Source organism: Adlercreutzia sp. ZJ242 (genome assembly GCF_011038995.1).
Lineage (GTDB): Bacteria > Actinomycetota > Coriobacteriia > Coriobacteriales > Eggerthellaceae > CAAEEV01.
In genome coordinates this window covers 147382-171095 of sequence record NZ_JAAKEE010000001.1, presented here as the reverse complement: position 1 = coordinate 171095, position 23714 = coordinate 147382, and the positions used below count along the sequence as shown (strand labels likewise).

The 23714-nt window shown below is 67.5% G+C and carries 20 protein-coding genes and 1 tRNA gene; 5 read left to right on the top strand and 16 right to left on the bottom strand.

Going from position 1 to position 23714, the window contains the following annotated elements:
* Positions 1–1628, bottom strand: a 1628-nt coding sequence (locus G7Y49_RS00780) for a heme lyase CcmF/NrfE family subunit (protein ID WP_165170245.1), incomplete at its 3' end; no start/stop codon positions are given.
* A gap of 3 nt (positions 1629–1631) precedes the next feature.
* On the bottom strand, positions 1632–2303 hold the full coding sequence (locus G7Y49_RS00775; protein WP_165170243.1) for a cytochrome c maturation protein CcmE: 672 nt from the start codon (positions 2301–2303) through the stop codon (positions 1632–1634).
* A gap of 327 nt (positions 2304–2630) precedes the next feature.
* Here G7Y49_RS00775 and G7Y49_RS00770 point away from each other — a divergent pair, with 327 nt between their 5' ends.
* Positions 2631–3539, top strand: a complete 909-nt coding sequence (locus tag G7Y49_RS00770; protein ID WP_165170241.1) for a class I SAM-dependent methyltransferase — start codon at positions 2631–2633, stop codon at positions 3537–3539.
* Between the two features lie 222 nt (positions 3540–3761).
* Here G7Y49_RS00770 and G7Y49_RS00765 read toward each other — a convergent pair whose 3' ends face one another.
* From G7Y49_RS00765 to G7Y49_RS00735, 7 genes are all read right to left on the bottom strand, one after another.
* Positions 3762–4460, bottom strand: coding sequence for a cytochrome c3 family protein (locus tag G7Y49_RS00765; RefSeq protein WP_165170239.1), 699 nt, complete (start codon positions 4458–4460; stop codon positions 3762–3764).
* Between the two features lie 39 nt (positions 4461–4499).
* Complete coding sequence (locus tag G7Y49_RS00760) at positions 4500–5747, bottom strand: ammonia-forming cytochrome c nitrite reductase subunit c552 (protein ID WP_165170237.1); 1248 nt, start codon at positions 5745–5747, stop codon at positions 4500–4502.
* Between the two features lie 118 nt (positions 5748–5865).
* Positions 5866–6804 carry a 4Fe-4S binding protein gene (locus tag G7Y49_RS00755; RefSeq protein ID WP_241157210.1) on the bottom strand — a complete coding sequence of 313 codons (939 nt, stop codon included), beginning with the start codon at positions 6802–6804 and terminating at the stop codon, positions 5866–5868.
* A gap of 56 nt (positions 6805–6860) precedes the next feature.
* The gene (locus tag G7Y49_RS00750) at positions 6861–7130 is read right to left on the bottom strand and encodes a chaperone NapD (protein WP_165170235.1); all 270 of its coding nucleotides are present in this window, start codon (positions 7128–7130) and stop codon (positions 6861–6863) included.
* Between the two features lie 3 nt (positions 7131–7133).
* Positions 7134–7457, bottom strand: coding sequence for a hypothetical protein (locus G7Y49_RS00745; RefSeq protein WP_165170233.1), 324 nt, complete (start codon positions 7455–7457; stop codon positions 7134–7136).
* 14 nt (positions 7458–7471) lie between these two features.
* Entirely contained in the window at positions 7472–10012 is a 2541-nt protein-coding gene (locus G7Y49_RS00740; RefSeq protein ID WP_165170231.1) for a molybdopterin-dependent oxidoreductase, read from the bottom strand.
* Positions 10013–10098: 86 nt separating this feature from the next.
* Positions 10099–10803: a 4Fe-4S dicluster domain-containing protein gene (locus G7Y49_RS00735; RefSeq protein WP_165170229.1), complete on the bottom strand. Its 705-nt coding sequence runs from the start codon at positions 10801–10803 to the stop codon at positions 10099–10101.
* Positions 10804–11020: 217 nt separating this feature from the next.
* On the opposite strand from G7Y49_RS00735, the gene G7Y49_RS00730 reads away from it, so the two are divergent.
* Positions 11021–12502, top strand: coding sequence for a PLP-dependent aminotransferase family protein (locus tag G7Y49_RS00730; RefSeq protein ID WP_165170226.1), 1482 nt, complete (start codon positions 11021–11023; stop codon positions 12500–12502).
* A gap of 104 nt (positions 12503–12606) precedes the next feature.
* On the opposite strand, the gene G7Y49_RS00725 is transcribed toward G7Y49_RS00730, so the two are convergent.
* The 4 genes from G7Y49_RS00725 to G7Y49_RS00710 all read right to left on the bottom strand — a co-directional run bounded on the left by G7Y49_RS00725 (position 12607) and on the right by G7Y49_RS00710 (position 17662).
* Complete coding sequence (locus G7Y49_RS00725) at positions 12607–13251, bottom strand: molecular chaperone (RefSeq protein WP_165170224.1); 645 nt, start codon at positions 13249–13251, stop codon at positions 12607–12609.
* A 149-nt stretch (positions 13252–13400) separates the two neighbouring features.
* The gene (nrfD, locus tag G7Y49_RS00720) at positions 13401–14600 is read right to left on the bottom strand and encodes an NrfD/PsrC family molybdoenzyme membrane anchor subunit (protein WP_165170222.1); all 1200 of its coding nucleotides are present in this window, start codon (positions 14598–14600) and stop codon (positions 13401–13403) included.
* 12 nt (positions 14601–14612) lie between these two features.
* On the bottom strand, positions 14613–15230 hold the full coding sequence (locus G7Y49_RS00715; RefSeq protein WP_165170220.1) for a 4Fe-4S dicluster domain-containing protein: 618 nt from the start codon (positions 15228–15230) through the stop codon (positions 14613–14615).
* Positions 15231–15238: 8 nt separating this feature from the next.
* Entirely contained in the window at positions 15239–17662 is a 2424-nt protein-coding gene (locus G7Y49_RS00710; protein ID WP_165170218.1) for a molybdopterin-dependent oxidoreductase, read from the bottom strand.
* Positions 17663–17771: 109 nt separating this feature from the next.
* On the opposite strand from G7Y49_RS00710, the gene G7Y49_RS00705 reads away from it, so the two are divergent.
* On the top strand, positions 17772–19238 hold the full coding sequence (locus G7Y49_RS00705; RefSeq protein WP_165170216.1) for a PLP-dependent aminotransferase family protein: 1467 nt from the start codon (positions 17772–17774) through the stop codon (positions 19236–19238).
* Between the two features lie 150 nt (positions 19239–19388).
* On the opposite strand, the gene G7Y49_RS00700 is transcribed toward G7Y49_RS00705, so the two are convergent.
* From G7Y49_RS00700 to G7Y49_RS00690, 3 genes are all read right to left on the bottom strand, one after another.
* Entirely contained in the window at positions 19389–20618 is a 1230-nt protein-coding gene (locus G7Y49_RS00700; RefSeq protein ID WP_165170214.1) for an MFS transporter, read from the bottom strand.
* 292 nt (positions 20619–20910) lie between these two features.
* Positions 20911–20986: transfer RNA gene (locus tag G7Y49_RS00695), tRNA-Ala, on the bottom strand.
* Positions 20987–21199: 213 nt separating this feature from the next.
* Positions 21200–21526: a Veg family protein gene (locus G7Y49_RS00690; protein WP_165056403.1), complete on the bottom strand. Its 327-nt coding sequence runs from the start codon at positions 21524–21526 to the stop codon at positions 21200–21202.
* A 298-nt stretch (positions 21527–21824) separates the two neighbouring features.
* On the opposite strand from G7Y49_RS00690, the gene G7Y49_RS00685 reads away from it, so the two are divergent.
* Together G7Y49_RS00685 and G7Y49_RS00680 are read left to right on the top strand one after the other, a co-directional pair.
* Positions 21825–22625, top strand: coding sequence for an SDR family NAD(P)-dependent oxidoreductase (locus G7Y49_RS00685; protein WP_165170212.1), 801 nt, complete (start codon positions 21825–21827; stop codon positions 22623–22625).
* Positions 22626–23114: 489 nt separating this feature from the next.
* Positions 23115–23669 (top strand): TetR/AcrR family transcriptional regulator, encoded by a 555-nt coding sequence (locus G7Y49_RS00680; protein ID WP_241157209.1) that lies wholly within the window; start codon positions 23115–23117, stop codon positions 23667–23669.
* Positions 23670–23714: the final 45 nt, after the last annotated feature.

The window sequence follows — 23714 nt, the reverse complement described above, 5'->3', positions numbered from 1 at the left end:
ACGCCGGCCGCGCCCGAGCCGGCCGCGCCCGCGCGCTTGCCCGCGCCGCGCAGCACGCGCGCCACCATGAACGCCGCGTTGAAGAACAGGCAGGACGCCACCGCCAGGCCCACCACGGCCAAGCCGTTGTAGTACCAGCTCGGACCCTGCTCGAGCAGGCCCTCGGCGCCCGTGCCGCCCGCCGCCACGATGGCGTCGTAGCTCGGCAGGAGCACCATGAGGTAGTACGCCATGAGCGCCGCGAACAGCGCCGCCGCGCAGATGCCGGGCACGAGCGCCCGCTTCGCGAACGCCTTGCCCTCGGTCTTGCGCCAGCCCAGGAGCGGGCACACCGCGATGAGCGCGCAGTACACGATGCCCAAGGGGCGCGCGACCGCGTTGTACGTGCCGGCGGAGAGCGCCTGCCCGCCGAACGGCAGGAACTCCGGCAGGGCGCTTGAGAGCGTCATGTAGGCGAGGAGGAACGCGAACACCACCATGATGAGGTTGTTCACGTAGTAGGCCGCGTCTCGCGAGGCCAGCGAGTCGATGTCCTCGTCAGACGCCGTGACCGCGCCGAAGCTCCCGCGGCGCACGAGCAGCCCGACCGCGCCCGCGAGCAGCGACAGCACGATCAGCGCGAGGAACAGCACGAGCGACACCGGGTCGCCCTCGAAGGCGTGCACCGACTGCACGAGCCCCGAGCGCGTGATGAACGTGCCGAGCACCACGAACGAGAACGCGAGGCACGCGCACATGACGCTCCAGCGCTTGAACGCGCCGCGCTGGCGGTAGATGGTGAACGAGTGGATGAGCGCGACGCCCACGAGCCACGGCAGAAGGCTCGCGTTCTCCACCGGGTCCCAGCCCCAGTAGCCGCCCCAGCCGAGCACCACGTAGGCCCACACGGCGCCGAGCCCGATGCCGACGCCCAAGAGCAGCCACGAGAACATGAGGAAGGGCGTGGAGCGCTCCACCCACGCGGGCGAGTCGTCGTTCACCACGAGCGCCGCGATGGCGTAGGCGAACGGGATGGTGAGGCCCGCGTAGCCGATGAACAGCGTGGGCGGGTGGATGGCCATCGCCCAGTGCTCCAGAAGCGCGTTCATGCCGAGCATCGAGGCGGCGTTCGTCAGCGTCCCGTCAGCGTTGAGGTAGCGCGGGTCGATCACCGCGAACGGCATGTTCTCCTCCGAGAACAGGAGCACGCCCACGAACGCGACGAGCACGAGCTGCGCCACGGCCACCGCGCCGTTGTCGAGCGGGCGGGTGTCCTTGCGCGTGGCGAAGACCACCGCCGAGCTGAACACCGCGATGAGCCACGCCCAGAACAGCAGGCTGCCCGCGCGGCCCGCCCACAGGCCCGACAGCTTGAACAGCCACGCGAGCTCGCCCGTGGCGTCCGAGCGGTTGTGCACCACGTAGTCGAGCGAGATGTCGCCGCTCATGAAGCAGAACACGAGCACCGCGCAGCACACCGTGAGCGCCGCGGCCGACACGAGCACCGCCAGGCGCCCGCCCCAGGCGAACGCGTCGGAGCGCTCGAGGCTTCCGCGCGCGTGCAGGACGTGCGCCACGCCCAGGCACGCGAGGGATATGAGGCATCCCGCGAACGCGACGAGCAGGCCGATCAAACCGATCATAGACATAGGCTAGCCCTCCAGCGCGACGTCGGACGCCGCGAACTTTCCGTCTTCGTTCATCGAACCCGTGAGCACCACGGAGGCGCCCTCCGTCACCTCGTCGGACAAGGCGCCCTCGAAGAGCACGCTCACCGTGCCCGCCGCCGCGCCGTCGGCGTCGACCAGCGTGAAGCGGTCGCCGAGGCCCGCGGCCTGCAGGCTGCCCGCCCCCACGGTGCCGGCCACCTTCACCACGGTGCCCGTGATCTCGTCGCCGTACTCGAGCATGCGCGCCACCGTGAGGGCCGCGTCGGCGTTCTCGTACTTCGAGGGACACTTCGTGACGAGCTCAGAGCACGCCAGCACGCCGTCGTCGCCGATCTTACCCGTGCAGATGGCCGTCACGTCGTTGCCGAACGTGGAGGACGCCGCGCCCTCGTAGCGCACCGGAAGCTGCATGGCGGGCGAGCCCGCGGGGTCGTAGATCTTGAACGTGAGCACGTCGTGCTCCGTGACGAACGAGTTCTCCACCACGTTGCCCGACACCTGGACCTTCTGCCCGGCGGGCGTGCTCTCGACAGCCTCGGCCACCGTCACGGTCTTGGCCGCCGTGCCGCCGCCGACCACGGCCAGAAGCACGATGAGCACGATCACGACAATGCCCGACACGGCGATCAAGCGCTTCTTCATCTTCGCGTTCACGAGGCATCCCCTTCCGCATCCTGTCCGAAGCGCCCGGACAGGCGGGCGCGCATCTCTTCACGCACTACTTTGCCCCAAGCGCGCCGCCGCATAAAGGGACGGTTTTCCCCGAATACCGCATGACAGCCCGCAAGGGTCTCGTAAGAAGGCTACCACACCCGCCGCGCCCGCCGCCCCTCATCCGGCGCAATTTGACGAGCCGCGCCGCACCCGCCATGGTTCCTGCGCCCACGACGATGGCTCCCGCGACCACGACGGCTCCCCGTCCCATAATGATTCCCCATCTAGTATAATCTGCTGAGATCATACTCGAGCAAGGAGGATGCTATGGGCGACGAATCGCTTGGCGCCGGTTCTGCGCTGATCCCCTCCCACGACTGGGGGGCCGAGTGGCGGGCCCTGCAGAAGCTGCGGCGTCATGCCGATGACACGGCGTTCTGGGACAAGCGGGCGGCCACGTTCTCGCGGAAGGACGCACCGAACTCCTACGCCGAACAGTTCCTGGAGCGCGCGGGCATACGCCCCGGCGAGTCCGTGCTCGACATGGGGTGCGGGACAGGCGCGCTCTCGGTGCCTTTGGGGACGGCAGGGCATCCCGTGATCGCCGCCGACTTCTCGCGCGGCATGCTCGACGTGCTCGAGGGCGCGCTTGGCGCGCAGGGCGTCACGTGCGTCACGCCCCTGCTCATGAGCTGGGAGGACGACTGGGACGCCCACGGCGTGGGCGAGGGCGCCGTTGACGTGTGCCTGGCGTCGCGCTCCATCGCCGTGGACGACCTGGAGGCCGCGCTTGCGCGCCTCACGCGCACGGCGCGCCGCCGCGTGTGCATCACGCTCCCGACCGGCTCCTCCCCGCGCACCGACGGGCGCGCGCTCGAGGCCGTGGGGCTCGGCGGCGTCACCGGGCGCGACCACCTCTACGCGTTCAACATCCTGGCGGGCCACGGCATCCAGGCCGAGGTGAGCTACATCAGGAGCACGCGCCGCGACACCTTCGCCTCGCTCGACGAGGCGTGCGCGAAGTACGACGCCATGGTGCGCGCCGCCGCCGTGCTCGCCACGCCCGCCGAGCTGGATGAAGCCTGCGCGCGCCTGCGCCCCTGGCTCGCCGGCCAGCTCGTGGCGAACGAGGAGGCAGGTATGCCCGACAGCCACGGCGTCGCGCAGGGCGCCCTGCGCCTGCGCGAGCCCCGCGTCATCACCTGGGCCTTCCTCGCCTGGGACAAGGGGCTCTAAGCCGCGAAAAGGCAAACGGATGTTTCACGTGAAACATCCGTTTGCCGAGCATGCGGAAGGCGAGCGCGAGCGCCTTCGCGAGGCGCCGCCAAGCTGCGCCTCGCAAGCTCCGGCGAGCGCCCGCGAAAAGCGAGGGAGGCGAGCCCCCGCAAGGACCCGCCTCCCTCTCAAGCCGACTCACACGTCAGCCTCATGACCCCCGCGCATGCGAGGGAAACAAGCTCAGTACCTGAAGCCCGCGCTCGTGATCTCAGCCGCTTCCTCAGCGGAGAGCCAGCCGTCGGGAACCTTCACGTCGTCATGGCAGCGCGAGCACGCGTTGACCGACTGGCGATGCGACTTGTGGCAGTCGCTGCACTCCATCTCGGTGTGCTTCACCTCGGTCACGTGCGGGTTGCGCTTGCCGTAGCTCGACGTGGCGCGCGCCAGGTCGTCGCGCGTCATGTTGTGGCAGCTGTCGTTCATGCAGAACGCCGACTCGTCCTCAGCCTGCAGGTAGTGGTTCAAGTCGGTGAGCGAGCGCTCGTCGAGCGGGTACTGGTAGTTCCCGCTGGCCCACAGCATGCCCTCGGTGACCTGCTGGCCGATGGTGGGCACATGGCAGCTCAGGCACGTTGCGTCAGCCGCCTCCTTGTGCTGCACGACCAGGAGGTCGCCCATGTCCTCAACCGGGTTTCCCCACTTGTCGAAGCCCGCCTCGCCCGAGACGCCGTCATACGTCTCGTTGATCGGGTCTTGCGGAGCATGGCAGATGGCGTTGCAGAAGCTCGGCTGCTCATGCCATACCCAGAAGCCCGCGCCTGCCACGATGATCACGGCAGCGACGACGCCCAGCGTGATGGCGCGCTTGCGCTTCTTCTCGCTCGGTTTCTTGGCGGTGGCACCCGCCTCACCGGTCTTGATGTCCTTCTCTTCGCTCATTGGCCTTGCCTCCTCTCTGTCTTCGCAGATGCACTCACGTTACGAGACGAGAGCGAGTCCCTGGTCAACGGCGGCCTCGGCCTTGTCAAGCGTCGCGAAGGTGAGCTCGGGGTTGTGCGCGCCCTCGCTGTTCTCCACCATCACGAAGTCCCAGTAGAACTGGGCCGTGCGGTGCAGGTTCTGAGCCGTGGCCAGATCCTCAGCCGACAGCGTGTCCTTGGCAGCCGCCAGCTTGTTGATGTAGTCCTCGATCTTCTCGCTGATGGCCGTCACGCGCTCCTCTTCCTCGGCCTGCCACGCCTTCACCTGGCCGGCGAGGTCCTCATGGCAGGTGGAGCAGGTGTTCTTCATCAGGTCGGCGTTCTCGAGCGGGCTCGTCCACGTGTGGTTGGTGAACGAGGTGCCGTCCTCGGCGACGCTCGTGCCCATGTGGCAGTCAGCGCACGAGTAGCCCAGCTGAGCCATGTGCATCTGCTTGCCGCCGTAGACCGTCTCGAACTCGGGGTGCTGGACCTTGAGCATCTTGGCGCCCGTGAGCGGGTGCTCCCAGTCCTTGAAGCCCAGGCCGTCGTAGTACGCCAGGATGGCCTCGGGCGTCATGGCAGCCAGGCCGCTGTAGGGGTTCGTGGTCACCTTGGTCTCGGGGTTGAAGTAGTACTCGTTGTGGCACTGGCCGCACACCTGGGCAGCCATGGGGACCTTGGCGCCGTCGTTGCCCATGGACTTCTCAGTGAAGAACTTGCTGGCGACGGTGAGCTCCTTCGGGTCGTTCTCGTGGCAGTTGTAGCAGCTGATCGGCTCGGTGAAGGTGCCGATCAGATCGTTGAACTTCTTCGCGTAGACGCCGTCACCCTCGGAGTTGACCTGCGCGGTGAACTGCGGGGTCTTGCAGGTGATGCAGTTCGCGAGCTGCTCCTTCTGCGTGGTGCGCGGCGTGTTGGACACGCTCTGGAGCGCGTACACGTGGCTCGACGCCTCGTCATAGCCCAGCGCGAACGCGTAGCCCTTGTACATGGTGTTCAGGGCCGGGTACAGCTCAAGGTAGTTGTGCTTTCCCGACTCGGGGCCGTTGGCCTCGTTCGCCTCGTAGGTTGCATGCTGGTTGGGGTACAGCCCCGACCACTCATCGGCCACGACGACGCCGAACGAATCTTGATCAGGCATGATCTGAGACTCGGCGGAGCCAGTGGTGTTCGACTGAGGAGCGCATGCGACGAGCCCGGCTACGAGCATGATCGCGCATACGCACGTACCAGCGAGCACTGTTTTCTTGCTCTTGATTTTCATCTGGTATTCCTCCCCTCTTTTTCACTTACCTTCAAAATACCTATGGAACAGCTAACGCTGAAGTGACAGTTGCGCCGAATCTTCAAGGACGGTTCAGACGTTGCTGACGCGCCCCTGATCAGGCGGAGACCTCGCCTCCTTTCCCCTCTGCACCGACAGCGTCACAGGTATTGCCCTTTGCTTGCGCGCCCGCGGCGCGCGGCCTCCCGACGCCCAGCTTGAGCGCGCCCGCAGGGCACGCGTCAACGCAGGAGCCGCAGGCCATGCAGTCGCCGGCGCGCACGATCACGTCGTCGCCCGCGAGCGCGGGGGCGAGTATCTCGGGGTCGGCGAGGCACGCGTGCGCGCATGCGTCGCAGCGGACGCACTTCGCGTGGTCGATCCTCACGTTGACGAGGCCCACGCGCCCCAGCACCTCGTAGAAGCCGCCGAGCGGGCAGACGGCGCGGCACCACACGCGGCGCCCCCACGCGCACTCGGCCACCACGATGGCCGCGAGCGTGAGCACGCCGGCGACGGAGCCGAACAGGATGCCCTTGTTGATGGCGGAGATCGGCGAGAGCAGCTCGAAGACCGGCACGCTCACGAGCGCCGAGAGCACGAGCACGCCCGCGGCCACGCCGATCTTGGCGCGGCGCGGCAGCACGCGCTCGGCCACGCGCAGGCCCAGCTTGGCGCGCAGCCAGTCGACGGCCTCGCACAGCAGGTTCACCGGGCACACCCAGCCGCAGAACGCGCGCCCGCGGATGAGCCCGTAGACCACGAGCACGGGCAGCGCTCCTGCAAGCCACGCCACGTCGAAGGACTTCGAGGCGGCGATCACCTGGAGCGCCGCGAAAGGATCGAGCACGGTCACGCCGGCGACGCTCGACGAGGACAGGCTGCCGTAGAAGACGCCCTCGGCCGGCGTGGCCACGGCGGCGTCGCCGCCGGACACCTGCCCGAGCAGCCCCCATCCCGCCGCCAAAAGCGGCAGGCAGAACAGCACGAGCATGCCGACCTGCACCACGCGCCGCGCAACCGTCCAACGGGTCTTATGTTTGTCGTTCTTGCTCAAAGCTCTCTTCCTTAGTCGGCCGCGCCGTAGGCGCCCGCTGCGCCCGCGGCTGCGGCTCACATGGTCATGTCTGCGGCTTCGCCGTCGGCGCCGAGCGTCTCGTCCTCGAAGTTCACGTACACCAGGTTCACGTTCGTCACGCCCTCGACGCCGACGAACGAGCTCGCCACGGCGTGCGACGCCCGGGAGGAGCCGGCCTCGACGGTCACCACGAGCTTGCAGCCCTGCGCCTCGTGCACCTCGACGCCCTCGATGCGCGCCAGCTCGCGCGCCACCGCGTCCGTATGCTCAGGCAGCGTCTCCACCACCAGGCTCGAGATAACCATCCCCTATCCCTGCGGGTGGCAGGTGTTGCACTGCTCGCGGACGGAGTCGAACGCCAGCGACGCGTACTTCCCCTGGGCGAAGTGGTCCTCGGGGACGATCGTCGCCGTCGCCAGCATGGGGTTCGCCGTCTCGCTCGCGCCGTGGCAGCCGTAGCAGCCGTTCGCGCCCAAATCCTCGAAGCGGCCCGCGTGGCTCGCGGGCATGGGGTCGGGAGCCCCGTCAGGTGCCGAGGACGCAGCGGACGTCGCGCCTCCCGCGCAGCCGCCCAGCACGCCGAGCGACATCACGAGCGCGCCCGTGGCAAAAGCCATCGCAATCTTTCTCATAAATCGCACCTCCCCTAGATCTTCTCGATGCGCACGCAGGTCTTCTTGTAGTCCGGCTCCTTGGAGAGCGGGCAGTAGGTGTCCTGCACCACGAGGTTGATGAGCGTCTCCTCGGCGAAGAACGGAGCGAACACCAGGCCCGCCGGCGGGCGCGTGCGCCCTGCCGTGGACACCTTGATGTCGCAGGTGCCGAAGCGCGAGGTCAGGCGCACCATGTCGCCGTCGGACACGCCGAGCGCGGCGCAGTCGTCGGGGTTCATGTCGAGCAGCGCCTCGGGCAGCGCGCGGTCGAGCTCGGCCACGCGGCGCGACATCGAGCCGGTGTGCCAGTGCTCGAGCAGGCGTCCCGTGCAGAACACGAACGGGTACTCCGCGTCGGGCAGCTCGGCCGGCGGCTCCCACGGGCGGAAGACCACCGAGGGCTTCGCGCCCGCGCTCTTGTAGAAGCTCACGCCGCCCGCCAGGTCGTGCGTGCCGTACATCTCCACGCCGTACTCGTCGAAGCCGTCTTCCTGCTTGCCGTCGCAGAAGCGCCACTTGGTGGGCAGCCACTGGCCGTCAACCTCGCGCACCGGCCAGGTGAGGCCGTGGTTCTCGATGTAGAGGTCGTACGGCGCCAGCTGCTTGTTCTCCATCTTGAGCTTGGCTTCCTTGTTGATGGCCTCCGCGTCGGGATTCAGGCTCGGGTTCGAGAACGTGCGGTACTCCTCCCAGACGGAGCGGCTGACCTCGCGCTGGTCCCCCTTGAAGTCGCGGGCCTGCTTGTCGTACCACTCGCCGAACAGCACGTCGAAGGCGTCCTCGCCGCCGATCTGCTCGCCGTCGAGCACGCGGTGCGCGACCTCCATGAGCATCCACAGGTCCCACTTCGCCTCTCCCGGCGGGTCGATGGCGGCCTTCTCGAACACGGCGGTGCGGCGCTCGGCGTTGCCGAACTGCCCCTCGCGCTCAACCCACATGGCGGCGGGCAGCACCACGTCGGCGTACTGGGTGGACAGCGTCGGGTACACCTCGCTCACGCAGATGAACGCGTCCATGACGCCCTTCTTGTCGCCGCGGCCCAGGAAGCGCGTGAGGTTCGGCAGCGAGACGGCCCAGTTGTTGTGGGCGCTCCACAGGAAGTCGATGTTGCCCTTCGACAGCTCGCGGAAGATCTTGATGGTGTGGAAGCCCGGCTTCTTGATGGCGTCCAAATACCCGTTCGGCAGGTTCCAGATGGCCTCGGTGTAGCGGCGGTGCGCCTCCTGCGCCACCAGGAGGTCGGCGGGCAGGCGGTGCGAGAACGTGCCCACCTCGCGGGCCGTGCCGCAGGCGGAGGGCTGGCCCGTCAGCGAGAACGCGCCGTCGCCCGGGCGCGCGTAGCGGCCCGTGAGCAGGTGGATGTTGTAGATGCAGTGGTTCATCCACGTGCCGCGGTTGTGCTGGTTGACGCCCATGGTCCACAGCGACAGCATCTTGCGGCTCTTGTCGGCGAACTCGTCGGCGAGCTCCTTGATGTCGGCTGCGGGCACGCCGGAGAGCTCCTCGGCGTACTCGAGCGTGTAGGGAGCGAGGCGCGCGGCGTACTCCTCGAAGGTGATGCCCGTGACCGCGTCCACCTTGCTGCCGATCTCGGAGGCGTCGTAGGTGTCCTCGGTGGCGTTGCCGATGTTCTCGGTGCCCTGCTTGAACTGCAGGTGGTCGGCGACGAACGCATGGTCGTACAGGTCGTTCTGGACCAGGTAGTTCGCGATGGCGTTGGCGATGGCCAGGTCGCTTCCGGGCTTGAACACCAGGACCTTGGTGGCGTTGGCGGACGTGCGCGTCCACAGCGTGGTGAGGTCGTAGTGCTTGACGCCCTTGCCGTTGGTCATGCGCGCCATCACGCGCGAGTAGAGCATCGGGTGCGCCTCGGCCATGTTGGCGCCCCAGGTGACGAAGGTGTCCGTCTCGTCGATGTCGGCGTAGCAGCCGGCCGGCTCGTCGGTCTGGAAGATGTTCATGAAGCCCACCACGGCGCTGGCCATGCACAGGCGCGCGTTGGGGTCGATGTTGTTGGAGAGCAGGCCCGCCTTCCAGAACTTGGCGGTGCAGTAGCCCTCGACGATGGGCTGCTGGCCGCTGCCCCAGAACGCCAGGCGGCTCTTGTCGGCCTTCCACGTCTCGCGCAGCTTGCCCGCCACCAGGTCGAGCGCCTCGTCCCAGGTGGCCTCGCGCAGGCCGCCGTCGGTGCCCTTGGTGGACTTGTCGTCGCGGATGAGCGGGGTGGTCAGGCGGTCGGCGCCGTACAGCACGCTGGCCAGGTAATAGCCCTTCACGCAGTTGAGGCCCTTGTTGGACTGGTTGTCCGGGTCGCCCGTGACCGACACGATCTTGCCGCCCTTGGCCTCCACGATGACGCCGCAGCCGCAGCCGCAGAAGCGGCACACCCCCACGGTCTTGGTGGTTTCGCCCGACGCGGCGCCGCCCGAGCCTGCGCTCGAGCAGCCGACCATGCCGGACATCGTTCCCGCAGCGGCCGCGCTCGCAAGGGCAACCGCTGTGGCTTTCACGAACGAACGACGTGTGATGTCCATGAAACCCTCCTTCTCCTTAAGCTTCCTCAAGCTCAACCGGCGCGCCCCGTCAGACTTGCCGGCTCGTTCACTTCCCTGCGCCCCGATCAGGCGCCTTTGCCGGGCCCGCCGCCCTCATGGGCGCCTTTGCCGGACCCGTTTCCCTCATGGGCGCCCTGCCCGGGCCCGCCTTCAGCCCCCGAGCCCTGCTGCTCGCGCGCCCTGCGCTGGGTGGCAGGCTCGATGCGGATGGCGCACTCGGGCTCGCTCACCACGCAGCGCTCCACGCACAGCCCGCAGCCCACGCACTTGTCCTCCACGATCACCGGCGCGAACACCGCGTGGATGGAGTCGCCCTCGCGGGCGCCGTAGTTGATGTAGATGGCCTCGTCGATGAGCGGGCAGGCGCGGTAGCACACCTCGCAGCGCATGGCCTTGTACGACAGGCACAGATCCTGGTTGATGACGGCCGTGCCCATGCGCACGTCCTCGCGCGCCGCGACGGGCTCAAGCGCGCCGGTGGGGCACGCGGCCACGCAGGGGAAGTCGGCGCACAGGCGGCATGCCTGGGCGCGCGCGTCGATGACGGGCGTGCCCGCCTTCGCGCCCGCGTCGAGCGGAGCGGCGTGAAGCGCCTGGTACGGACAGGCCTCGATGCACTTTCCGCACTTCACGCACTGCGCGATGAACTTGCCGCCGTGCCGCGCTCCCGGCGGATGCAGCAAGGCGGGCTCCGGGAGCGCAACGTCAAGCGCTGCCTTCACGGCAACAACGCCCGCAGCGCACGCAGCGACGACGCCTCTCAAACTCACCAGGGCCTCCCTTCCCTTTCGCCTTCCTATACAATGTACTAGCTTACGTGCGTGCGCAGGCGCGCGAAAAGGGACGCTCAGTCGCGTTCTTATGGGGACAATCTGTCGATTATGTGGACGATCCCGCCCCCCAACGCGCCCTCTCTCATATATGATGATGAGGTGAGGACGCGAAAGCGCGCCTTCCCGTTGAGCAGCACGAAGAAACGGAGCGCCCATGCACCTCGACGAAACGTCAAGCACGCCTTTCTACCAGCAGATATTCGACGAGTTCCGCGCCGGCATCGAGTCGGGCGCCTACCCGGCGCACTCGAAGCTCCCCTCGATCCGCGGGCTGGCGAACGACCTGGGATGCTCGCGCAACACCATCGAGGCCGCCTACCGCCTGCTCGTGCAGGAGGGCTTCGCGAAGAGCCGCCCCGGCTCGGGCTACACCGTCCAGGACGCCTCGTTTCTGCAGGCCACGCCGCCCTCATCGCATGCGCAGGCAGGAGGGCTCCTCCAGGAGCACCTGGACAGCCGCGAGGCCGCCTCTGCGGCTGCGGCCGCGGGAGGCGCGGGCGCCGCGGGAGGCGCGGGCGCCGCGCGAGGCGCGGGCGCGGCCGTGCGCTTCGACTTCACGTACGGCAACCTGCAGAAGGGGACGTTTCCCGCCGCGAGCTGGCGGACCATCACCGACGACATCCTGCTGAGCGTGGAGCGCGAGCACGCCGACGTCTACCCCGACCCGCTCGGCGAGCTCGAGCTGCGCGCCGAGGTCTCCTGGCGGCTGTGCGCCCTGCGCGGGATCAAGTGCACGCCCGAGCAGATCATCATCCAGGGCGGCACCCAGTCGAGCGTGCAGAACCTGCTCACGCTGTTCAACGGCGCCACCGACGTGGTGGCCATGGACGACCCGGGCTACGACGGCGTGCGCGCGGTGATCGAGCGCAACCACTTCACCGTGGCCCCCTGCCGCGTGATGGAGACCCCCGACGCGTTTCTGTCCGACGTGGACGCAAGCGGCGCGCGCCTCGTCTACGTGACGCCCTCGAGCCAGTTCCCCACCTGCACGCACATGCCGTTCACCACGCGCAAGCGCCTGATCGACTGGGCCGCCGAGCACGACGCCTACATCCTGGAGGACGACTACTGCCGCGACTTCCGCTACAAGGACCGCCCCGTGCCGCCCCTGCAGTCCATCGACACGCGCCAGCGCGTCATCTACATGGGCACGTTCTCGAAGTCGCTCTCGCCCGCGCTGCGCATGAACTACCTCGTGCTGCCGCCCGAGCTGATCGAGCGCTGGCGCGAGGTGTTCTCCGGCGCGTACTCGGCGGTGCCGTGGCTCTCGCAGGCGGTGCTCGCGCGCTTCCTGAGCTCGGGGCTGTGGGACCGCCACCTGCGCCGCCTGCAGGCGCGCAACCGCCGCAAGTACGAGCTTCTGGTTGACGCGCTGCGCGAGCACATGGGGGACAAGGTGGAGGTGATGGAGAACGGCACGGGAATGCACCTGCTGGTGAACGTGCCCGGCGGGCGCCCGCAGTCCGAGCTCATCGCCGCCGCGCGCAGGGCCGGCGTGCAGGTGTACGGCACCGAGCAGTACTGGATCCGCAAGGAGAACGCGCTGCCCGGATGCGTGCTCGTGGGCTTCTCGGCCATCGAGGAGAAGGACATCGAGCCCGGCGTGCGCGCCCTGGCCCGCGCGTGGTTCGGGTAGGAGGGCCGATTCCCCGAGGAAGAGAGAGGCGCCCCGGACTCCGGAGCGCCTCTCTTTCCCAGGGGTATTTCTGGAGATTCAAACCGCGAGATCGGGGCACGTCCCTACTTCCCCGGCTCCGCGGATTCGCAGGCCACCAGGGACAGAAGCGCGCTTGCGAGCTCGACTACGCCTCGGTAGTACCCGTCGGCACGTTCGTCGCAGATGCGCTGGCAATACGCGTCGATCCAGACAAGGGGGCGGTCAGCCGCAAAGGCAGCGCCGGCTTCGGCGCTGGCCTGGTCACCGCAGGCAGCGCGCTCGCAGAGCGTGGCGAGGTACAGCAGCTCGATGCCGATGTGGTCCGCGTACTGGTTGTTCTCGTTCGAGATCCTCAGGCCGGCCTCGCGCAGAAGGCGCTGCATCTCGAACGTGGCCTCGCCGAACCCGACGGAGACGTCAGCGTTGCGGTAGAACGTCTCCCAAGGCGCGGCGCTCGGCCGCGGCGGGCCGATGAACAGGTGCGTGTACTCCACCGAGATCTCCCGAACCAGGTCGTCCTCATCCAGGGCCGCGCGCTTCCCCTCGGCGTAAGCGAGGCAGCGCGAAACAGAAGCGGCCACTTCCTCATCCCCGAAATCGGGGAACTCCCGCCAAAACGAGGGGTCAACGCCATACCGCTCCGTCTGGCTCATGGGAGCGAGCAGGGAGTTCCCCAAAAAGGCGAACGCCTGGGAGAGCTCCGTCCAAGTCTGGGAGTCGAAGTTCATCACAAGTCCTTTCTCGAAGGGAGGCGCGGCTGAAGCCAGCAGCTTGCCGCGCCTGAGGCGCCCCCGCGCCGCAGGAGGGGGCGCGGCGCGGGGGCTGACGGGGAGGGGGCGCGGCCGGGGAGGGAGCCCCGGCGCGCCGTCGGGGAGGGCTACTTCGAGGCCGAGGCGGCGCGGCCGGCCCCGGAGGCCCGGCCTGCCGAAACGCCCGCGACCAGCCTGTTCGACAGGACCATGAACACGAGCGCGCCCGCCGACACGACGCCGACGGCCACGAGGACCTCGACGGGGGTCGGCGCGTAGGAGCCGAGCAGCATCCACATGGCCGCGGGGTCCTGCTGCGCGGCGAAAGTTCCGGACGTGACCCCGGGGCCGCCGTAGACGTTGGGGTGGACGAAGCTCGTGAACAGCAGCCACACGCGCTTGCACGCCACGCCCAGCACGACGAGCGCCGAGGCGAGCGCCACCGCGCCGCGCCTCCGGCGGTTCCCCGCAACGGCGAGCACAATAAACGGCACGAGCAGGCCGCCCACGACCTCGAGCCAGAAGAACGGGGCCGTGGCGCCGGCGAGCATCTCGGAGAGGGCCACCGCCTCGCCCGCGCCCGGGTAGGCCATCGTGAGCAGCTCGCACGCGATGAGGAACGCGTCGACGGCGACGAACGTGGCCAGCAGCTTGCCGAGCGACGCCATGAGGCCGTCGTCGAGCGCGGCGACGCCGACCTTGTCGAGCAGGAGCAGCGCGAGCAGGAGCAGCGCGAGGCCGGAGTCGAGCGCGGAGGCCACGAAGATCGGCGCCATGACGGCCGTGTACCAGGCGCGCGCGATCTGCAGGCCGAAGATCCACGCCGTCACGCTGTGCACGAGGACGGCCACCGGCAGCGCCACGTAGGACAGCCTGCGGACCTTGTCCTCGTCGCCCCTCTGCATCCAGACGAGGTCGAGGACGTTGATGACGAGGTAGACGGTGATGACGCACATGTCCCACAGCAGGGGCGACAGGGGGTTCGGCCCCGTCAGGATGCGCCACACGCGCGCGATGCCGCCGAGGTCGACGAGCACGAACATGCCGGCGACGCAGATGCACGCCGTCGAGCAGATGACGGCGGGCTTGGCCACGGCCTTGAACCGCTCGACGCCGAACACGTGCGCCGAGCTCGCCACGATGAGGCCGCCGGCCGACAGGCCCACGAACAGCATGAACATGCAGATGTAGAGGCCCCACGAGTTGGCGTTGGACATGCCGGTCACGGCCAGGCCGCGCGCCAGCTGGTAGGCCCAGCACGCCGCGCCGACGGCGGCGAGCACGCCGAACGCGGCCAGGACGGGCTTTCTGAACGTATTGGTCTTCATGGTTGACACCCCCTAGCTGACGTAGAAGACCTGCGGGCGCGTGCCCTTGTCTTCAAGCAGGATGCGGACAGGTTTCTCGCGCCTGAGCCTCGAGACCTCGGAGCCCGGGTCGTCGAGGTCGCCGAAGACGCGCGCCTTGGTCGGGCAGCAGGCTACGCACATGGGGACGTCGCCGTCGTCCGTGCGCTCCTTGCACAGCGTGCACTTCTCCATGACGCCGCGCGGGCGAACCGGCACGCGCGGATCGCCGTAGTTGAAGTCGGGATCGCGCAGAGGCTCGGCCCAGTTGAACACGCGGGCGTTGTAGGGGCAGGCCGCCATGCACATGCGGCAGCCGATGCACTTGTCGTAGTCGATCTCCACGCGGCCCTTGTCGTCCTTGTAGGTGGCGCCGGTCGGGCACACCTTCTCGCAGGCCGGGTTCTCGCAGTGCTGGCAGGCCAGCGGCAGGAAGGTGCGCGTGAGGTTGGGGTAGGAGCCCACGGCGCCGTTCACGGAGTCGGCCCCTTCGGTGATCACGCGGTTCCACAGCATGCCGGACGGCACGTTGTTCTGCATCTTGCAGGCGTTCGCGCACGTCATGCAGTCAATGCAGCGCGCGGTGTTTATCGCGATAGCCAGTTTCGTCATCTCTTCACCTACGCTTTCCTGATCGCGACGAGCGTGTCGTTGAACGGCGTGACGCCGCCCTTCATGAAGTCGACGCGGCGGTCGGGCATCCAGTCGTTGGTGACGGTCTGGATGTTGCCGCCGTCCATGTTGCGCGACCATGCGCCCTCGGTCGTGCGCACGGATCCCGGGCGCACCGCCTCGTTGGCCACGACCTCGCACTTGAACGAGCCGCGGTCGTTGTAGCACTCGACGAGGTCGCCGTCGGCGATGCCCTCCTCGGCCATGTCGGCCGGGTTCATCTCCACGTGCGCGTCCACGTACTGGTTCATCCACTTGGCGTCGTAGAACATCGAGTGGATGAGGAAGCGGCTGCGCGTCTGCGTGATCTGGTAGGGGTACTCGGCGCGGGCCGGGTTGTCCGCGTAGATCTCGCTGCACTCCTCCCAGGTGGGAAGCGCCTGGTTCCACTTCGCCATCTTCTCGTAGTAGACGTCCAGACGACCCGACTCGGTCTTGTACTTCTGGTCGGCGAACCCGATGCGCGGCTTCTCGATGCCGGCGAGGGGCATGAGGCCGTGGTTCTCCTGGAGCTTGTCGAGCGTGACGCCCTCGAGCGCCTTGGCCGTGTTGTTGTCCACCTGGTAGCGCACCCACTCCTCGGCGGTCTGCGGCATGGCGTCGTCAAGGCCGACCGCGCGTGCGATCTCCAGCATGATCTGGAAGTCGGTCTTGCTCTCGAAGAGCGGGTCGAGGCCGCGTCCCACCGTCATGATGTGGTTGGAGGCGCACTTCACGTCGCCCACCTCCTCGGGGCACTCGAACTTCGTGCATGCCGGCAGCACGATGTCGGCGAACCGAGCGCTCTCGCAGTCGTAGATGTCGATCTCCAGCACGAAGTCGAGCGTCTTCAGCCACTCCGCGGTGAGGTTCATGTTGGCGAAGAACTGCTGCAGCGTGTTGCCCACCGAGATGACCGCGTGCACGTCGTTCTCCTGCGTGCGGAAGTCGTAGGCGAACATCGGGAGCGTGTTGGCCTTCATCGAGGCATCGGGGAACTTCCACGAGGCCAGCGAGGCGCTGTGGCCGCGGCCGCCGTTCAAGCTGCCCACGGCCTTGCCCGGGCCGCCGATGTTGCCGGTCAGCGCCACCAGGACGGCGACCGCGTGCCCCAGCACGTCGGCGTTGCTGTACTTGTCCGAGCCGCCCATGCCGAGGCCCAGCATGGAGGCGCCGCTCGACGCGTAGCGCTCGGCGATGTAGGCGAGGTCGTCGACGGAGATGCCGGTCCTCTCGGACGCCCAGTCCAGCGTGTACGCCTTCTGGCTCTCCTTCAGCTGGTCGAACACCGTGGCGTAGCCGCTCGACGCGGGCGCCGAGAGCGCCGGCTCGGCAGCGGCGTCGTCGTAGACCTTCGGCCCGTTGGTCTTGGAGTCCCACACCACGAAGGGGTCGAACTCCTTGACCTTCTTGGTCTTCGCGTCCTCGACCTGGCGCGGGGCCTCGCCGGAGACCTCATGCCAGCGCAGAAGCGAGCCGTCGGCCTTCACCAGGTAGGGCATCGAGCTGTGCGCGCGCATGAACTCCTCGTCGTACAGCTCGTTGTCCAGGATGTGGCTGATCATGCCCAGGTACATCGCCGCGTCGGCGCCCGGCGTGATGGGGATCCACTTGCTCGCGATGCCCGCCGTGGTGGAGAAGTGCGGGTCGACCACCACGACCTCGGCGCCGGCTTCGATGGCGTCGAGGAGGTTGCGCGCCTGCATCATGCACGTCTCGGCGAAGTTGTGGCCGTTGATCATGATGAACTTCGAGTTGACCATGTCGCGCGTCTCGTTCGTGCCCGGGTAGAAGCCGCTCTGGCCGGTGGCGGGGTCGAGGCCGTTGCCGATGCCGATGTCGATGCCCGGCTCGACGTAGGTCGAGGCCGAGAGCAGGCCGGCGAGCAGGCCGAAGCGCGGCTCGCTGGAAAGCGACACGTACACGCTCTCCTTGCCGTGCTGATCCCAGACGGCCTTCAGCTTCTCGCCGACCTCCTTCATGGCCTCGTCCCAGGTGATGGCCTCGAACGAGCCCTCGCCGCGCTCGCCTACGCGGCGCAGCGGCGTCTGCAGGCGCGTGTCGCCGTAGATGTGCTGGATCTCGGACATGCCGCGGGCGCAGCACATCGAGTACTCCTCGTCAAGCATGTCGTTGGGCTCCACCTTGCACAGGCGCCCGTCGCGCATGGTGCACTTCAAGCTGCAGTTGCCGGTGCACAGCGTCTGGTGGAACGTGTAGAAGGTGCGCTCCTCCGACTCGGCGTGCGCCGTCGTCGGCGCGAACCAGGAGCCGGCGCCGAACATGCCGCCCGATGCGGCGCCTATGGCGCCTGCGACGGCTGCGGCCTTCATGAAGCCGCGGCGCGACATCGTCGTCGCGCTTGCGAGTGAACTGCGTTTGGTTTCGTTCATGAAATCCCTCCTCTTCTCGTCATTCACCCAACGAGCAGGGTAAAATGAATCTGCCCGCTCAAAAACGGACAGATTGCGTAATGTAAATGCGGGCAGAGCGAGGTTCAAGATGAGCGCGAAGAGGAAGGCGGAAGTGCTCCTGCAGCTTGACGAGACGGCGAGGGCACCGCTTTACCAGCAGATATACGAGCAGATCCGAGACGCCGTCATGTCAGGCAGGCTCGTCCAAGGCGACCGGCTCGTCTCCATCCGCAAGCTCTCCTCGGACCTGGGCGTGTCGCACACGACCGTCGAGCAAGCCTACCTGCAGCTCACGACCGAGGGGCTCGTCGCCAACGTGCCGCGCTCGGGGTACGTCGTCGAGCACGTCGACTCCGACTACTTCAAGCTGGAGCGCGCGTCAGGCGAGGAGGAGGTGCGCAAGCTCGCCGAGACCCGCGACCGCGAGGCGTTCTTCGCGGAGAACCGCAGCGGCGGGGAGATGCGCTACGACTTCTCCTACGCCAACCTGCAGCCCGACTCCTTCCCCGTGCGCACCTGGCGGCAGCTCCTCGACGAGGTCCTGTACGCCAAGACGGCCCCCGAGTTCGCCCGCTACGCCTACACCGACGAGGTGGGATCGCTGCAGGCGGAGCTGGCTCGGCTGCTCCGCCGGACGCGCGGCGTGGACTGCTCCGCCGAGCAGGTCGTCGTGCAGGCGGGGACGGGCGAGGCGCTCACGATGATCATGCAGCTCTTCAACCGCGCGACCGACGTCATCGGCATGGAGGACCCGGGCTACGCCACCGTACGCGAGGTGGCGCGCCGCCAGGACTTCTCCTTGGTCCCGCTGCCCTCCGACCAGGGCGTCGAGGCATTCCTCGCAGCCGTCGAGCGGCATTGTCCCACCGTCGTGTTCTGCACCCCCTCGCACCAGTTCCCCACGGGGCTGCTCCTGCCCCTCGACGCGCGCACGCGGCTGCTCAAGTGGGCCGAGGAGCATGACGCCTACATCATCGAGGACGACAGCTGCAACGAGTTCCGCTACGCCACGCGCCCCGTCCCGTCGCTGCAGTCGCTCGACGCCTACGGGAGGGTCATCTACCTGTGCAACGTGTCGAAGGTGCTCTCGCCGAGCCTGCGCATCGCCTACGCGGTGCTGCCGCCGCGGCTGCTCGAACGCTACTGGGACCTGTTCAACTACGCGCACCCCTCCGTCTCGTGGCTCAGCCAGGAGACGCTCGCCCGGTTCATCGCCCAGGGGCACTGGGACGCCCACGTGCGCAAGACGGCGAAGGGCAATCGCCGCCGGCACGACGAGCTCCTGCGCTGCCTGCGCGCCGAGATGGGCGGCGTCCTGGACATCTCGGGCACCGACACGGGCATGCACCTGTACGTGACCGTGCGCAACGGCATGAGCGAGCAGCAGCTGATCGACGCCGCGCTCGCGCAGGGCGTCAAGGTGTACGGCACCGCCCGCATGCGCTTCCCCAGCACCGCGCCCACGAGCAGCGTGATGATCGGCTTCTCCGCCATAGCGTTCGAGGACATCGAGCCGGGCGTGAGGGCCCTGCGCCGCGCCTGGCTCGGCGACTGAGCCGCCGGGGGCTGTCGCCCGCCGGGCGGCTGTCGCCCGCCGGGCGGCTTTGCCAACTGGGCAGTTGTCGCCCGCTGGGCGCGGGAACCCCCGGCAATCCCTTGGCATCTCCGCCATGCCAGACCAGGCAAACTCAGGTTACGGGGCGCCTCAAGCTCGGCAGCGCTTCATCTTGCGGCTGCAGACCGCGCGGTAGTACAGCACCGCGCAGAACGCCACGACGGCGCACGAGAGGTACATGGCCTGGTATCCGAAGCCCGACAGGACGAACCCCCATATGAACGGGCCGATGCCGCACCCGCCGTCGCAGAGCAGGAAGAAGGTGGAGATGGTGCGCGAGGTGTCGTTGCCGGTGGCGAGCCTTATGGCAGCGGCCTGCCCCACCGACATGCTCGTGCCAAAGCCCGTCGCCATGAACACGCCGCACGCGAGGAGCATCGCGGGGGAGCTGACGAACGCGGCGAGCAGCAGCCCCACGCCCATCGACGCGATGGAGGGGTAGAGCACGCAGTTCTCGCCGTAGCGGTCTTGCAGGCGCCCCGTGAACAGCCGCGTCACCAGCAAGGTCACCGAGTAGACCAGAAAGACGAACGGGGCGTACACGCCCATGCCCAAGTCGATGGCGTAGCTGTTGATGAACGCGTTGATCGACGAGTACGAAAACGCCACCAGGAGCATGAACACCGAGAAGGTGAAGGTCGAGGTGTCGATGAAGGACGCGAGGCCCCGCTTCGGCTCCGATGCGGAAGAAACGCTCTCCTTTGAGGCGCACGCCCCCTCCGGGCGGCCAGACGCCTCTTCCGAGCGGTCGGACGCCTTCACGGGAACGGTGACCAGGAGCGCTATGACCGACAACGCGATGCACAAGACGAAGAGAAGCGAGTAGTCGAATCCCAGCGCCGTCAGCACCGACATGAGGGGTCCGATGCCCAAGCCGAGGGAGCTCGAAAGCATGAAGTACCCCGTGCCCTCGCCAAGGCGCTCCGCCGGCAGGGCGCTCACGGCCAAGGCCGGCATCACGGTGTTCGCCACGCCGAACGATATGCCGTGGACAAGCCGCACGGCTATGAGAAAGCCTATCCCCCAGCCGTCCGCCAAGTAAAGCACGCACATGAGCACTTGGACGACGAGCGCGACGATCGCCATGCGCTTCATCCCGAAGCCCTGCGCGTATCTGCCGCTCAAGATGCGCCCGATCACGCCTCCGACCAAAAACACCGAGGCAGCCAGCCCCGCGAGGGAGGACTCCACGCCGAACGAGCTCGCCGCGTAATAGGCCATGGTGGTCAGCAGCAGAAAGTAGACGGCCATCACGATGAAGTTGCCGATGAACAGCAACGCGAAATCGCGCGTGACTATGCGCGTTGGAGATTGGGACATGTTGATCCCCCGTAACCCTCTTCTCCCGAAAACGACCATTTCTTTATGCCTAAAGTTTGCTCGGCACAAAATGGGCAGGTATGGGAGAATTGATACGGACAGATGGGGTCGAGGCCTTCGGCGAACGCTCTGGGTTAACGCGCTCGGCCCTCGGCGCAGGCGCCTTCGGGCGGTCGCCTGAGAACAGCCCGCAAGGCTGTCCTCCTGACGGCGTCCGGCCTCACGGCTCGAATCCCCTGCGAGGCCCCCGGAAATGAGAAGCGCCCCGGAGTCCGAGGCGCTTGGAGTGACGTGGTGGAGATGATGGGATTCGAACCCACGACCCCCACGTTGCGAACGTGATGCTCTCCCAGCTGAGCTACATCCCCACGTGTGTGGCGCAGCGCTTTCGCGTCATGCGCAAGGCAGTATTTTGATGCTTGCGCGCGCTTTTGTCAATGAAAAACTTGCGTTCACATTTTGAACACGTCCCGCCGCGCCTTCGCCCGAAGCCGAGCTCGAAGCCACAATCAGGGGAGACGCAGAGGCGCCCGCGCAACCCTCGGGCTGCGCGGGCGCCTCGTTCTCGCGAGAGATGCCTGCTAGATCAGCACGCGCTCCTCGACGGGGGCCTCCTCCTCGGCGGCGATCTCCTCGATGAAGGGCGCGAACAGAGGCTCGCCGTTCTGGGAGAGCTCGACCATGCCGGTGAGCACGTCGACGTACTGGTAGGACTGACGCGCCGTGCGACCGCGCTTGCGGTCGACCTCCATGATGAACAGCTGCGGGTGAACCTGGGTCAGAACGCCTTCGCTCTCGACGATCTTGGAGCGGCCCATGTTGGCGCGGACCTTGAGTCGTTGACCAACAAAGTCGTTGAGGGTATCATGAATAGAGTCAACGATTTTCGCTTGCTTAGCCAAATCCATGCTCGAAACATCCTATCGTATGTTGCAGATACAGATAACAGCTGCACATTGTACCACGTCTGTCAAGAGAACGTTAGATGCGCACCAACTATCCGCAGTTCGGGCGGTCTGACGCGCCGTGTCGCCCAGCCTTCCGCGCGTGCCCGCGCGTCCGTTCGCGCCGCCTTCCACCTGCCCCTCGCGGCATCTGGCCTTTTCGTTTCACCCCCGCCCCTCCCCTTCGCCTAGGATGAACTCGTTCCCTCACGCTCATGCGCGCTGCGCACTCACCTGGCGCGCTCGTCCACAAGGAGGCCCCATGGGATTTCTCGAAGGTAAGACCGCCATCATCACCGGCGCCGGCTTCGCGGCGCTCAAGGACGGATCGGCCGGCTCCATCGGCTACGGCATCGCCACGGCCTACGCCAAGGAAGGCGCGAACCTGGTGATCACCGGCCGCAACGTGAAGAAGCTCGAAGCCGCCAAGGAGCGCCTCGAGGCCGAGCACGGCATCCAGGTCCTCATCATGGCCGCCGACGTGAACGCCAGCGCCGACAACAAGGCCGTCACGCAGGGCGTCGTCGACGCGGCCATCGAGAAGTTCGGGCGCATCGACGTGCTCGTGAACAACGCGCAGGCGTCCGCCTCGGGCGTCACGCTCGCCGACCATACCCCCGAGCAGTTCGACCTGGCCATCTACTCGGGCCTCTACGCCACCTTCTACTACATGCAGGCATGCTACCCGCATCTGAAGGAGACGAAGGGCTCGGTCATCAACTTCGCCTCCGGCGCGGGCCTGTTCGGCAACTTCGGCCAGTGCGCCTACGCGGCCGCCAAGGAGGGCATCCGCGGCCTGACGCGCGTGGCCGCCACCGAGTGGGGCCCCGACGGCATCAACGTGAACGTGGTGTGCCCGCTGGCGTGGACCGCGGCGCTCGAGAACTTCAAGGACGCCTACCCCGAGGCGTTCGAGGCCAACGTGCACATGCCCCCCATGGGCCACTACGGCAACGTGGAGACCGAGATCGGCCGCGTGGTGGTGCAGCTCGCCAGCCCCGACTTCAAGTTCATGAGCGGCGAGACCATCACGCTTGAGGGCGGCATGGGCCAGCGCCCGTAAGCGCCTGGACCTGCGGCCGCCCAACTGCCGCCCGCTCCCGCGAGCAGCCGACCCGGCCCACGCCCGCTCCTGCGAGCACCCGCTCCCGCGGGCGGCCCGTACAATTCGATACCCCCCCGACGCGACCCGCTGACGGATGCCCCGCATCATCGGCGGGTCGCGTTGCGTCTGGAGGCGGAAAGCCCTCAAAAGCATTGACGTTTTCCCGATTTGCGTAAACGGATTGACGGATCGCCGAATCTGTCGATTGACGATCTGTCAACAAGCGACGTATGGTGTCCGCAGCACGACGAAGCGCCCGCAAAACCAGGATGCCCGCAAAGAGCGGGCACCCGCGCGGACATCCCGCGCAGCGCCGCCAGGCGGCAGGACCAGGGCTTCGCCATGCTGCTGGACGCGCGCAAACCAGCCGTTGAAGGAGGGCCTATGCACTCGCAGGAAAACGAAGCAGCACGCGCTTCCCATCCCCCGACGCGCAGAGGCGCAAACGTGCGCGAGCGGCGCGAGGAGATCATCGACGCCGCCCGCAGCCTGTACGAGGAGAAAGGACTGTCCCGCACTTCGATCCAGGACATCACCAAGCGAGTCGGCGTCACGCGCTCGCTGTTCTACCACTACTTCCCCAACAAGGAAGCCGTCACGTCAGCCGTGCTCGACACGTACGTCGCCGACTTCATCGAGGCCGTGCACTACTGGGACGCCCAGCGCACGGTCGGCGAGATCGAGGACGCCCTCACCAGCGCGGTGCGCCTGCTGCGGCTCGCGCTGTTCGAGAACGACTCGTTCCGCATCGCGCTGGCCTCGAAGGAGAACGCGTCGCTCTACATCGAGTTCATCAACCGCGTGGCCGACCGCGTGGCGCGCTTCATGGAGAGCCACACCGTGCGCGACTACGAGGCGCTGCACGAGCTGCGCATCACGCACGTGTACGAGACGTTCTACGTGCTGCTCATCGGGGTGACGGCCTTCCTGCGCCGCAACCCCGACGTGAGCGACGAGGTGATCAAGGACCTCATCGCGCAGACGCTGCACATGGACCGCTGAGGCGCGGGAGCAGCTGCAAGGCCCAGGCGGAAGCGAGGGAGCGGA